This window comes from Ferrimonas sp. YFM, assembly GCF_030296015.1.
In the GTDB taxonomy this organism is placed as follows: Bacteria; Pseudomonadota; Gammaproteobacteria; order Enterobacterales; family Shewanellaceae; genus Ferrimonas.
Genome location: NZ_AP027368.1, coordinates 1,242,762 through 1,254,849, shown reverse-complemented (window position 1 = coordinate 1,254,849; position 12,088 = coordinate 1,242,762). Strand labels below are relative to the sequence as shown.

Sequence of the window (12,088 nt, the reverse complement as noted above, 5' to 3'; positions counted from 1 at the left end):
GTCACATCATCATCTTGCAAGTGTTGCCACATAGCTTTTGTTTTTTATGGCTTTGTCCAATCTTAATTCAACCCAAATATAACATAGATAAGATGAAACTACAGACCCTATTATCATGCAAAGCATATATAAATATGGTATCTCAATCAAACCAAACACCTTAAATACGACAGTGACTCCAGATAGAGCAAACGGATGTAATAAGTATAATGAATATGACGACATGCCGACATTATATAGAAATTTAAACTTGGGCATGTATTTTTCTAAAGAAACAAAACCTACAAAGAAAATGAACATCGGTAGACCAGCATATAATGAACGATCTAAAAAACTATTAATTGGACCAAAAGCATTTAATGTTATGAGCAGTGAAACACTAATTATGATTAATAATAAAGCAACCCAAGGAGAGACAATTTCTTGTTTTATTATCTTATAAGACAAAATCCCAAAGAAAAACTCTAATAATAACGGAGATGTTATAAAATCAAAAATAACTGTATCGATTGGTGAAATTGTTCCTAACAACACTAGAGAGACTAAACAAAGAGAAGAATAAAACTTTTGTCTGCTTGAAAAAATAAATGCTGCAAAAATCAGATAAAACAAAAACTCGTAGCTTAAAGTCCATCCATTTCTTATCAAAAACTTACTTTCGGTAGGGATCAGGAAGTAAGATGTTAATATCGACGTGTTTCCTCCTGAACTATTTACTAATGAAGGTTCAACTAAATAAATTATTAGAGCAACAGTAGTCAACACCCAGTACAAGGGCAAAATCCGAATAAACCTAGCCTTCATAAAACTATGAAAGGAAATACTTTTCTTTTCTACAGTCAGGCACATAATAAAGCCAGATATAATAAAGAAAAGATCTACTCCATAGTGACCAATTTCGAACCAATCGAGTATATTTACACTGTTTACATTTAGTTTATGTGCAGTGTGAGTTAAAACCACCATGACTGCCGCGAATGCACGTAGATATTGTACCGATATTAACATTACAATTTAAACCTAATATTCCTTCATTACATTCAATCAAAAAACAAGAGCATAATAATATGTTCTGGTTTTATATTTTTTAAAACTTAAATAGGCTGCCTAAGTCTACTAGATTCATTTATAGAGAAGATTTACGAGTCAATTTTCAAAAAGGTAACTTTTTAAGAGTCTTCTACAACTGGATTTTTTGCGTTCGTCTAACATAAAAGACAGAGTAAAATTTTATTTATAAAGCTGAGTGTTCAATTGACTTTCATGCTCTTACTTTCATTTACTGATCATTTAATAAATCGGATCCAATCAAGCCTCAAGTATAAAAAGAATACCAAAGACGAAAACAGAAAAAACAGGGGTATTATTTTTTCTGTCTGCAAACGAATAGATAATCTAAATATAACGATTTGCATTATCGGTACAAGCATCCAAGAAAACAATGCATATCGATTAGAAAAAGGCCCAAACCCCATGACAAAATAAACTAGTGAAAGTGAAAAATATATTTTCAGTAAAATATAGACATTTTCGGTATTTATCATTTTTTCTTTTATAGGAGTCTTAACTTTTAAGACGAAAAGAAGAATCAGCGGCCATAATATGGTATATATAAAGAAACTCGTAATAAAGCCCTCATACATCCCTCCCCCTAATTCTTCAGATCCTTTTTCCAATGAGTAGTACTTAACATACTCATAGATAGGCAAACCAAAAGTCTCTGAAATCAACTTTACGCCAAGTTCATTTACTCCCAACGCAAAACCTAAGCCCACCAGTACCCAAATTATAAAAACAAACCTAAAGCGCAGATAGTGAAGCGCTAAAAATGGTAATATTAATATAGAACTATAATGAAATAATGTCGCTATAACAAATAAAAAAACAAATTTCAGCTTATGACTGTTATAAAAAAACTCCAACAGAGACAGATATAAAAAAACCAACGCTAATCCCTGTCGCAATCCGTTTGTAGTGGAAGCAATATACCAACTTGAGAATAACAACAACGAAAAGAATATAGTTATGATACTAGTGGAAGGGTTCTTATCCAAAAAACAATGCTTATAAGTGCGTTTAAAGATATATAAGTAGGTAACTGTTATTATAAACGCAACACAAGTAAAAAACACTTCTACACTTAATCCTGCCTTAGATAACAGTTGCATCAAAAGAGAAAATCCAGGCTCAAACCGATCATAAAATCCATCATCTATTGAGGAATCATGAAAGTATTCTATATAAGCCTCTGTATCGCGACCTACGTCAGGTAATCTAATGCCAGTAAAAATAGAGATCAACATACTTAAAAAGATAAATACGCTGAAAGACTTTACTTTATACATTGTTTTGAACCATCTTACTTCTTCTTCTAATTCTTATGTGGTTAAAGACAAACTTGGGGATGAGCAATAAGGGGAAAAGTAATGCACCTTTATACTTGAATAACCTTAAACCAAATACAACCCTATTAAATGCTTCTCTCTTATTAATCGTACAAGATCCCAATATATGCTTAAAGTGAATCGACCACAACAGCATATACAGATCGCTGTTTGTTGTCACATTTACATTTTTTGATGAAAAATATACGATTGGGTAAGGAACCTCGCCTACTCGAGCACTTCTGCTGTTATCCGGCGCTTGATGAACCGTGACTAGCAGTTTGTCGGTATATGCAATTGGGGCACATTCTGAGAGTTTAATCCATAAGAATAAGTCCTCTGAGACTTTAGCTTCCTCGGGGAATCCACCAACATCTAAGAAGTACTTCTTATTAACGACGACTTTAGAGCTATTTACGATAGGATAAGACTTAGCTCGAGAAAGGTAATTATCAATAATCCCGGTTTCATCGGTACCAAAAATCTGTTTAGGAATGTAGCATCCCAAACTAATATCATTGATGCTATGTTTGCAAGTGATTAGAGATATATTCTGATAGCTATGGATCAAGTTTTTCGCGTTTGCGATAAATTCCTCATGCCATTCGTCATCAGCGTCCAGAAATGCAACATAATCGTTTTTAGCTAATGCTACTCCTTTATTCCTAGTATAGGAAACTCCCGAGTTTTCTTGATCTACTATATTGATCGACATTCCCGAACTGAGATCTACTGTTTCTCTCACAATAGCTAGACTGTTGTCGACGCTTCCATCATTTATGATGATCAACTCACTTGGCAGTTCACTTTGAGAGAAAACAGACTTTAAGCATCTACGTATAGTTGAGGCTTTATTATATAAAGGAATTACTACTGATATCATTGCCAAAGTTCTCATTTTCACATGCAGTAAGTGTAAGAAGAAAAATCATAAGATTTCATGGAGTTAACCCTGGATTTTGGCGCACTCAACTTAGGAATTATGGTTTGAGATAGCTAGCTCGCTTTCCTTGGTCCCTCTGACCCTCCGAGTTCAGAAGACAGAAATCTTGACGGCAATAGCAGGGTCAAATTTTTCGATAAGATTGAGTGCTTTCTGCCTGAACTCGAAGATGTAGGTGATCCTGACCCGATAAAGTGGACACTGGTTTGTTATGCCGCGAGTCTCTCGAACTGGTGTGGACTTTGGTAGCCCAAGCTCGAGTGTAAACGTCGACGGTTATAGAACTGGTCAATATAGTTAGCCAGTTCGTCTCTCAACTTCCAATGATCTCGGAACCGTGCTCCCTGGAACATTTCGCCTTTCAATGTATGGAAAAATGACTCCACCTCGGCGTTGTCAGTACAGCAACCAGCTCGGTTCAAGCTGTGTCTGATTCCATGACGCTTGTAGTAACCCTGTAGGTTTTCATTCAGGTACTCAATACCTCGGTCAGAATGGAACAGTAAGCCCTCTTTCGGGCGCCGCGTACGTAGCGCTTTCACCAAGGCACCTTCGGTCAATTTTGACGTCCGGTTATCGCTGAATGACCAACCAACAACCTTTCTGGAGTACAGGTCGATAATCACTGCCAGGTAGTACCATTTCCGTCCGTGCTTTAAGTAGGTAACGTCGCCGGACCATTGCTGATTGACAGCAGTTGGGGCGTCACTAGTCAGCCTCAGGTTTTCTGTTGCCTTCAAAGTTTGCCGCCGCTTATTCATTTGACGGTAAACCCTCACAGAACGCGCCCTAAGGCCAAGTTCACGCATTAGCCTAGCCACTCGCTTTCGAGCCACGCTAATGCCTTTCTGCTTCAACTGGGCATGAATTCGAGGGCTGCCGTAGCGCTCTTTGGACAAACGGAAAAGCCGCTGAATCTCTCTGCTCAGGACACTATCAGTTTGGGCGCGTTGGCTGGGCTGACGCTTCTTCCAGGCATAGAAACCTGACCGTGAAACGCCGACAAACTGGCATAATCTCGATAGTCGGATTTTACCCTGATAGCGCGCTACGAATCGGAACGATTCCTCTGTTCCTCGGCTTGAAACCGTTGCCACTTTTTTAGCAGATCATTCTCCAGCTCTAACTCAGCAAGACGCCGCTTGAGTTGGCTGATTTCATCACTTTTGGAAAGCTGATCTGGCTGCTTTTTAGTCTTTTTTGTCATGCCCCATTTGCCGTCTCGATACTCTTTGCGCCAACGAGACAACATGAACGGATGAATGTCCAGAGCTTGGGCTACTTCCTTTACTGAACGATGAGGAAGGTGTGACCAAGTCACCGCTTTTACCTTGAACTCTACACTGTACTGCTGGGTTCGTTTTCCTGTCTTGTAGGCAGGCATTGTGACACCTCAATCTAACGATTTTGGTGTCCACTAAAACGGGTCAACTTCAAGGTCTTGTGTTAGTTACTGTTTGACCTTGACTTGCGACTCCAATCGCTTAACACAGCATGTAGCGCAAGCGGTTTAGATTACAACAAACCCATCGTCGAATAATAGATTTCACCTAAGCTAGATAGAGTTAGATTTAGAAATTTTGAAATAGGTTATAAGACTCATTATTGGTCCTTAACCAAATTGAAGCGATGATCTAATTTTCATTGAAAAGCGATATAATGCTATAGTTTTTCTAAGCCCAAGCGTATTAATTGACTTTTGAATCAGTTTATTATTATACCTAATACCCTTAAAGCACTGTCTTACCTCAGACAAATTAGCACCGGTGTTCTTAAAAGCAATATTGACGCTATCACGAGGCTTAAGCGACTTAAAGTTATTCAAGCAAAAATCTAGTATCACTCTAGCAGTATACGTCTTAAATTCGCTCAAAAAGTATTTTTCAATATTTTCATTGCCGATTTTATCTTTAATGTGTTCAATCACAGACAGAGTTTTAACTCTGTTACTTATAACTCTTTCTTCATTTATAATTTTGTTTTTTACAACATTCATAACAGAGTTTTCATTATCTGTTGTATAGTAGTGCAATTGTTCTTTCAAGAAAAAAATATTTTTTGCTTTATATAACAAACAAGGAAACGCAAATATATCTTCGTTATTCACATACATATCCGGAAGCACGGGGCTTTCGAATAAATTCCTTCGGTACAGCCTCAACCACATCATTGGAGGAATCCGACTGTAAAGGAAGTAATCTTTTAATAAATCATGTGTTTCATGCACACCAAAATATTTAGATTCGATTATTTCATCATCTCTGGAAGTGCGGCACTCAACAATATCCACTTTGTGCTCAACTGCACTTGTGTACATCTTTTCATAAGCATCATTTTTTACGTAATCATCAGCATCCAAAAAGGTGATATATTCTCCGGTTGCATTATTAATACCTGTTTGCCTTCCTTGAGCTAGTCCCATATCTTCTTGTGAGTAAACTTTTATGATATCGGGGTAATTCTTTTTGTATTCTAGCATTATATCCAAGGAAGAGTCTGTAGAGCCGTTGTTAACTAGAATAACCTCAATATTCTTTAAAGTCTGGGAAACTACAGAGTCAAGACATCGTCTTAAAAGTCGTTCAGTATTATGAACCGAAATGCATACGGAAACAGTGTAGATTGATTTTTTGGTCATGAATTTATATCCAACTCTTCTTTAAGTATGCTATATACATCCGTTAGTTTTATGTTATTAACGTATTCATAGCTATCTGACGAAACTATGCAAGTCCCCTTACTACTTATATCGTCGATGTTATACCCATGCATTCCTTTATATGCTTTGGAACTGTGAAAAAAGTCAGGAAACACCAACACTCCCAAATTAGCCATCCAAAGAGTATGCCCATATCGCTCATCGGGAAAGGGTATTTCTTCCTTTATTGCAGTCTCTTCATTAACAAAGATCCCATTACTTTTTAGACTCTTATTTTGCTTGATCTTTTCGTCTATGACCTCAAGAGCTCTCTTATTCAAGTACCAAATTCTGAGCATCGTGGAATCTAGGAAATAAATATAATCCTTGCCAAGAGTAAAATGATTTTCGATGGCTATATTTTCGATCTCTTTTCCGATATCTATTTCCGTATGAACATCGGCCATTCCATGATCGCCGAGGAAAATAAATTTCGCATTCTTGTTTTTCGAAATGACATTCTCATAAAAGATTTTGAGCTTACGATCAAGATTTTTTAGTTCTTGCTTTCTTTCGTCACTCTGAGGCCCATAAGTATGAGCACAACTATCCATCACACCTATATACGTTAGATATAAGTTATAATCAGAGTTTATGTTATCCTCAACCATTGCTAATCTGCAGTCATCAGAAGATGACTTGGTAAAGTTTAAAGCAGTAAAAGAATCATAGTAAATTTTTAGCCCTCTATCTCTGCAATCTTTGAAAATATTGTCTTTACCATCAAATGCACGTTCGTCTCTAAAATCGAACTTATCTTCAGTAAGAGAGAAGTACTTTAATATCTCAGTAGGAATAGAGTAACTGCGCATACCATTTTGCTTTTTTCTAGTTAAGAATCGCAAAACTCTGTTCTTTACCGCCCTGGAATATCTGCTTCTACCAAAAAGTTTTTCGAAGAATGAAAACACCATTAGTATTTTCATATTTTTAAATGGAGATTCATCTGGACAATAGCCTATAGCGGTAAAATATCCAGACTCTCGAGGAGATAAGCCAGTAAAAATTTCTGCTCTCTCGCAAAAAGAACGGCTTTGGGTTACATGTTTACAATATTTGTTTTTTCTTGAGAAGTCATATAAAAATGGAGAATCCTCTTCTGTGATGTAGTCACTTCTCAATGCATCAACCAGTACCAATATAACTTTGTTATCGCTCAAAGTCCCGCCCTCAAATCTGCCACCTTCAATCTGATTTCATCCATATCATCGGAAAAGAAATTAAACTCTTTTTTCATTACCATTTTAATTTTGTCAGCATGTTCTTTAGTCATATTAAAATAGTAATATCCTATATATCCCTGCAAGATTGAAAGATGCATATTCAACTCACGTCGCTCATCATTGAGTACAAACTTCTTAATTTTTCTCTTAATAAGGTCCATAGGATTATAAATAATATACTTATCTATATCCTCTGGTCGTTCTATTTTTCTCTTATAATACAAGCTTAAGGTCGAGTAGAAATACTTAAAGTATAAGGTGTTAACTTTTTCGTATAATTCCTTTACTTGTTCAGCACTCATTCCTTCGCTTTTGGGGAAGAGCTTTTCTTCTAATGCCCATTTAGACAAATCTAATAGATCATTGTCATTTGAGTGATTTTCTAAGATTTTAACTCTTTTTATATAACTTGCATCATAATCTTTATTTAAAACTAAGATATTATCGACAATCGCAAGAATGGACTTAGCCATTTGATTTCTGAAGAACATCTCTTCTTCTTTTGACATTTCGACTAACCCTTTTTCAGGGAAAGAGCCGAGCAATGTCCACAATCTTGTAATATATAGAGTCTCAACATCTTTTAACGTAATAGATTTTCTATCTATGGTCGGAATGTTACCTAATACATCTTTATCACCATAAATCCATTTTGATGCGTATTTGAAGTCATAATTTTTAATTGTCGGTTTGAATAACTTTAAATTTATGGTTTTATACTGTGATAGGTCTATCCATTTCACTTCTAAGTGCTGTTTCAACTCATCTTCCAGCTTTCTCAATTCAGAAAGTGAAAATTTATTTTTTACTATGAGAGCAATATCATAATCATTATAGGGCTTCACACGAGTTTGGCCGTCTTCTTTTTCCAATACCCAGCTTCCCTCATCCCTTCCATACCCTCCGTATAAATAAATAGAAATTATGTTGTCTCTATTTAGCATGGATAACGTTATTTTTTTAATTTTTTCGATGTCGCTCTTTAGTTTTTCTTCAATTTCAATCATGTAATGCATCTCTTGATATAACAGGTTTGCGAATATTCACAGCAATAAAAAGGAACAATGATACAAATTTTAAAAAATAATCGTCTGGAAAAATGAAGTGATTAACAGAAAATAGAAGTAATGCACTAGCTACAATTAACGTATTTTTCTTTGTCTGATAACTGACTTGATAAAGACTATTTGACTTATTATATATATATAATGTGTAAAACGCGTTCGCTATGAAACTTGCCGCTATGACTCCATTAATACCAAATCCTCTAATGAAAAAGAACATTAGCAGGACATTGATGACTAACATATATATAAGACCTTTCAAAATGAAGGCATTCCGTTTCGAAAAATTCAGTCCATATATAAAGTATTGATTGCAGGTGGTCAGACATGTAATTAAAACCAGCCATGGTATGTATGGAACTGAATCTAAATACTTCACCCCCCCCATTAGTAGGACTATTTCATGAGAAAATAGTGACAAGAGCAAAAATAAAAAGCTAAACACCAATAGGTTTAGTGAAAAATAGTTACTTATAACTTTTTTTGTTTTAACAGCATCCTTATGAAAGCTTTTCATAATGAATGGATCGATGGCACTTTTAACTGCAGTCTTTAAAAACATCGGAATCATAACAATTGCAATTGCAAATGAATAGATCCCAAGAGAAAGATCATCTAAGAAGTAAAGTATAAAATACCTATCTAACTGCATTGATGCCCATAGCAGAGCACCGGATGGCATAAGAGGCAAACCATAAATTAGTACTTTTTTAAGCAATTTTGTACTAAATCTCATACCTAAGTACTTTTTAATAAAAAAGTATGTAAATACAATCGATAGAATTAGGGTTATTATATTTGCATATATTATACCTTCCAATGACTGCGAGAATGCAACAACGAGTAAATAAATGAAGCATAATAGTGAAACGGACTGAAGGACCTGATTCTTTATGTACGCGCTAACGTTCATATCGACCTTTAGCAAGGTCGCAAAGTATACAGCAACTACAGATAACACACCCCAGGTCAATACTATATTGATATTTTCTACAGTATCGGATAAGACTAAGCTTATAATCAATGCTGAAATTACTGTAGTTATCAATATAAACAAGGTCTGAGTACTGACCAGTGTTTTTTTGTTCACTTCGGATTTAAACTTATTAAAAAAGTAATTTAATGAACTTTCGAATCCAAATAGAAAAACACTCTGAATCAGCATTATAGCTGAAACAAGTACGATATAAGTACCAAAGTCCTCAACAGATAGACTACGTGCAATAATAGGGGTTATAAGCAATGAAAATGATTTTGCGACAACACCAAATATAGCATAGAGTGATATGTTTTTTAGCACAAAAAATGACTCTCCATTGCTCATAACAGGAACAAACCTTGAGGTTGATATAACATCAACTTACAAAGATCTAGGTCTGAACATATTCAGATTTTCATCCTACAGGATAACGTGTTAGAACTAATCTATCTTCTTTTCCAATGCAGCAATGTATTTTTCTAAAGAATTGTCCCAATCACTCATCACATTAAGCTTCAAAAGCTCTAACTTATAATTTTGAGCTGACTCATTTTTAGATACTTTTGCAACTCGTTTAAAGTCTTTGCTAGATGCTCTTTTCACATCGCAAGTCAGTTTAAAGCTATCTATTATCTTGCTTACATAATGAAACCTAGATACTCCTTCGGCTTTGTTTACGCAGTTAAACAGTCCATATTGGTTTTCTTCTATTAATACTTTAATTTGGTCGACCAAATCGTTTACATATGTAGGATTGCCTATTTGAGACTCATCGCTATACATTTCTTTCGTATTTTTTGCTTCTAGATATCTTTTATAAACAAAGTTCTTTCGATGCTCTACGTCGCCACCAAAGAGCCATCCTGTTCTAAGAACCAGGTATCTACTTAAGTGTCTTTCAACAATTTTCTCAGCTTCATATTTAGATTTATGATGTATGGTTGTTGGATTAACTTTATCAAATTCATTATAAAGTTCTTTTTCCTTACTTTCTCCATAGATCCCTGTGCTTGATATATAGATAAAAAGAATATCTTTATCAATACAACAGTTTACTAGATTTTGGGTTCCAATTGTGTTTATCTTGTAAGCTTTATCAGCATCCAATTCACAGCCTTCTACATCTGTGTAAGCAGCCGTATGAATGATAATATTTGGCTTTTCTCTCTCAATAACATCGAAACACTTATTTGAGTCAGTTATATCTAACTCTTGAGAGTTAAGAGCAATTAATTTGTAAGGAAGTAATTTTGTCAGACTACTGCCTAGCATGCCATTAGAACCAGTAATTAAAACTTTTCTACCACTCATATCTAATACTCTCTAGATCCAAGCTTACTGCCTCAGTTGGGTCATGCTCAATGCTAGCTAGATTTAGCAATAAATTATTTTCTTCGATTCCTTTAAAGGCTAACCAAAGGTTGGGTTTAACCGTAAGTCTCTGGTAGTTATCTTCTGATAATTTGGTCGTGAAAAACTGTTGATTTTCCTCGTTGTAGACTACGAATTCAATCGCACCTTGAGGCACAACTAAATTGAGAGTCATTCGAGTATGCTTTTTCCAGCCCTTTATATTCGACTTATGAATAGACGAAAAGTACGCTTCACCGAACCCATCAAAACCAGAGTCACTGAGCTTCATTGCGTGTAAAATATCGCCTTTTGGGTGATGTATCCGTCTAAGAGGCGTTAATATTACTCCGTCCATGATAGTCCTTTTTCGCAGGCCATACGCTCATAATCACAGATTTGTTCAATTGTTTTGTCTAATATATTCTTGTCGCTGTTATAAAAGTCATAATACCATTCACTGGTGAACTTTATGGTATCTTCATATGCCATGTTTGCTTGCCAATGAAGATAAAACAAAGCTTTATCACAATTCAGTTTTAACAATCCCGCCTCATGAAACGGAATGTTATCAGTGACCGTAAACGCATGATTTACGTCCTCAAAATTCCAATGTTTGCTAAGATCTTCTAATAACTGTTTTACTGTATGATTTTGTTCTGCTCTAGGGCCAAAGTTAAATCCTTCTCCGTTTATTTCATCATTGAAGTACAACGCTTGTCCCAAATTCAAATATCCACTCAGAGGTTCCAGAACATGTTGCCAGGGACGCGTAGCTTCAGGGCTTCTGATCTCAACGCTTCTCTTTTCACTCCAAGCTTCCATACAATCTACGACAATTCTATCTTTAGCCCAATCACCGCCTCCAATAACGTTGCCAGCCCTGCCAATAGCGAGCTTAACTTTACAGTGGTCCGCTTTAAAAAATGAGTGGAAGTAAGACTTAATTATAAGTTCAGCAGCTCCTTTACTTCCGCTATAAATGTCTTTTCCTCCCATCATGTCATCTTCTTTATATCCCCAAACCTGCTCAACGTTATCATATGCTTTATCGCTTGTAATAATAACTGCGGTGCACTTATGGTTTGACACTTTCAACGCCTCTAATACGTTGGCAGTCCCCATAACATTCGATGATATTGTTTCAATAGGATCACTGTATGATGTTGATACTATCGGCTGCGCTGCAAGATGAAACAAGAAATCAGGTTTCTCGCCTTCAACAATTTGCGTTATCTTGCCTAAATCTCTTATGTCTTCTTTATAATGTACTATCTGACTTTGAAGCTTAAGTTCTTCAAACATTGAGGGAGTAGTAGGTATATCTTTTGATACACCAACAACTTTTGCACCCAGTTTAATGAGCCAAGTAGTTAACCATGCACCTTTAAAACCAGTGTGTCCGGTGACTAGTACCTTTTTATCCTTATAGATATTATTAAACATT

11 protein-coding genes are annotated in these 12,088 nt (G+C 35.6%); all 11 read right to left on the bottom strand.

What is annotated here, in order from left to right:
* Positions 1-9: 9 nt before the first annotated feature.
* The 11 genes from QUE41_RS05995 to rfbG all read right to left on the bottom strand — a co-directional run bounded on the left by QUE41_RS05995 (position 10) and on the right by rfbG (position 12,087).
* Positions 10-1,008, bottom strand: a complete 999-nt coding sequence (locus QUE41_RS05995; RefSeq protein ID WP_286341978.1) for an acyltransferase family protein — start codon at positions 1,006-1,008, stop codon at positions 10-12.
* A gap of 278 nt (positions 1,009-1,286) precedes the next feature.
* A complete protein-coding gene (locus tag QUE41_RS05990; RefSeq protein WP_286341977.1) occupies positions 1,287-2,345 on the bottom strand; it encodes an EpsG family protein in 1,059 nt (352 codons plus the stop codon).
* The gene (locus QUE41_RS05985; RefSeq protein WP_286341976.1) at positions 2,338-3,267 is read right to left on the bottom strand and encodes a glycosyltransferase family 2 protein; all 930 of its coding nucleotides are present in this window, start codon (positions 3,265-3,267) and stop codon (positions 2,338-2,340) included. Before QUE41_RS05985 ends, QUE41_RS05990 begins: the two co-directional genes overlap by 8 nt.
* A 269-nt stretch (positions 3,268-3,536) precedes the next feature.
* Positions 3,537-4,711, bottom strand: a protein-coding gene (locus QUE41_RS05980) for an IS3 family transposase (protein WP_286341975.1) whose coding sequence is annotated in 2 segments (ribosomal slippage) — positions 3,537-4,432 and positions 4,432-4,711 — 1,176 coding nt in all. Because the reading frame shifts where the segments join, the coding sequence is not laid out codon by codon here.
* Between the two features lie 228 nt (positions 4,712-4,939).
* Complete coding sequence (locus QUE41_RS05975; RefSeq protein ID WP_286341974.1) at positions 4,940-5,965, bottom strand: glycosyltransferase family 2 protein; 1,026 nt, start codon at positions 5,963-5,965, stop codon at positions 4,940-4,942.
* Positions 5,962-7,185 (bottom strand): alkaline phosphatase family protein, encoded by a 1,224-nt coding sequence (locus QUE41_RS05970; protein WP_286341973.1) that lies wholly within the window; start codon positions 7,183-7,185, stop codon positions 5,962-5,964. The genes QUE41_RS05975 and QUE41_RS05970 overlap by 4 nt, the downstream gene beginning before the upstream one ends.
* Complete coding sequence (locus tag QUE41_RS05965; RefSeq protein WP_286341972.1) at positions 7,182-8,255, bottom strand: nucleotidyltransferase domain-containing protein; 1,074 nt, start codon at positions 8,253-8,255, stop codon at positions 7,182-7,184. Before QUE41_RS05965 ends, QUE41_RS05970 begins: the two co-directional genes overlap by 4 nt.
* Positions 8,248-9,636, bottom strand: a complete 1,389-nt coding sequence (locus QUE41_RS05960; RefSeq protein WP_286341971.1) for a lipopolysaccharide biosynthesis protein — start codon at positions 9,634-9,636, stop codon at positions 8,248-8,250. Before QUE41_RS05960 ends, QUE41_RS05965 begins: the two co-directional genes overlap by 8 nt.
* 96 nt (positions 9,637-9,732) lie before the next feature.
* A complete protein-coding gene (locus tag QUE41_RS05955) occupies positions 9,733-10,602 on the bottom strand; it encodes an SDR family oxidoreductase (RefSeq protein WP_286341970.1) in 870 nt (289 codons plus the stop codon).
* Positions 10,592-10,999 carry a WxcM-like domain-containing protein gene (locus QUE41_RS05950; protein WP_286341969.1) on the bottom strand — a complete coding sequence of 136 codons (408 nt, stop codon included), beginning with the start codon at positions 10,997-10,999 and terminating at the stop codon, positions 10,592-10,594. The genes QUE41_RS05955 and QUE41_RS05950 overlap by 11 nt, the downstream gene beginning before the upstream one ends.
* Complete coding sequence (gene rfbG, locus QUE41_RS05945; protein WP_286341968.1) at positions 10,987-12,087, bottom strand: CDP-glucose 4,6-dehydratase; 1,101 nt, start codon at positions 12,085-12,087, stop codon at positions 10,987-10,989. Before rfbG ends, QUE41_RS05950 begins: the two co-directional genes overlap by 13 nt.
* Between the last annotated feature and the right edge of the window lies 1 nt (position 12,088).

What these genes read in the sequence shown, in the direction of transcription:
- QUE41_RS05995 (WP_286341978.1), bottom strand. Translation starts at nt 1,008, where the DNA reads ATGTTAATATCGGTACAATATCTACGTGCATTCGCGGCAGTCATGGTG.
- QUE41_RS05990 (WP_286341977.1), bottom strand. Translation starts at nt 2,345, where the DNA reads ATGTATAAAGTAAAGTCTTTCAGCGTATTTATCTTTTTAAGTATGTTG.
- QUE41_RS05985 (WP_286341976.1), bottom strand. Translation starts at nt 3,267, where the DNA reads ATGATATCAGTAGTAATTCCTTTATATAATAAAGCCTCAACTATACGT.
- QUE41_RS05975 (WP_286341974.1), bottom strand. Translation starts at nt 5,965, where the DNA reads ATGACCAAAAAATCAATCTACACTGTTTCCGTATGCATTTCGGTTCAT.
- QUE41_RS05965 (WP_286341972.1), bottom strand. Translation starts at nt 8,255, where the DNA reads ATGATTGAAATTGAAGAAAAACTAAAGAGCGACATCGAAAAAATTAAA.
- QUE41_RS05960 (WP_286341971.1), bottom strand. Translation starts at nt 9,636, where the DNA reads ATGAGCAATGGAGAGTCATTTTTTGTGCTAAAAAACATATCACTCTAT.
- QUE41_RS05955 (WP_286341970.1), bottom strand. Translation starts at nt 10,602, where the DNA reads ATGAGTGGTAGAAAAGTTTTAATTACTGGTTCTAATGGCATGCTAGGC.
- QUE41_RS05950 (WP_286341969.1), bottom strand. Translation starts at nt 10,999, where the DNA reads ATGGACGGAGTAATATTAACGCCTCTTAGACGGATACATCACCCAAAA.
- rfbG (WP_286341968.1), bottom strand. Translation starts at nt 12,087, where the DNA reads ATGTTTAATAATATCTATAAGGATAAAAAGGTACTAGTCACCGGACAC.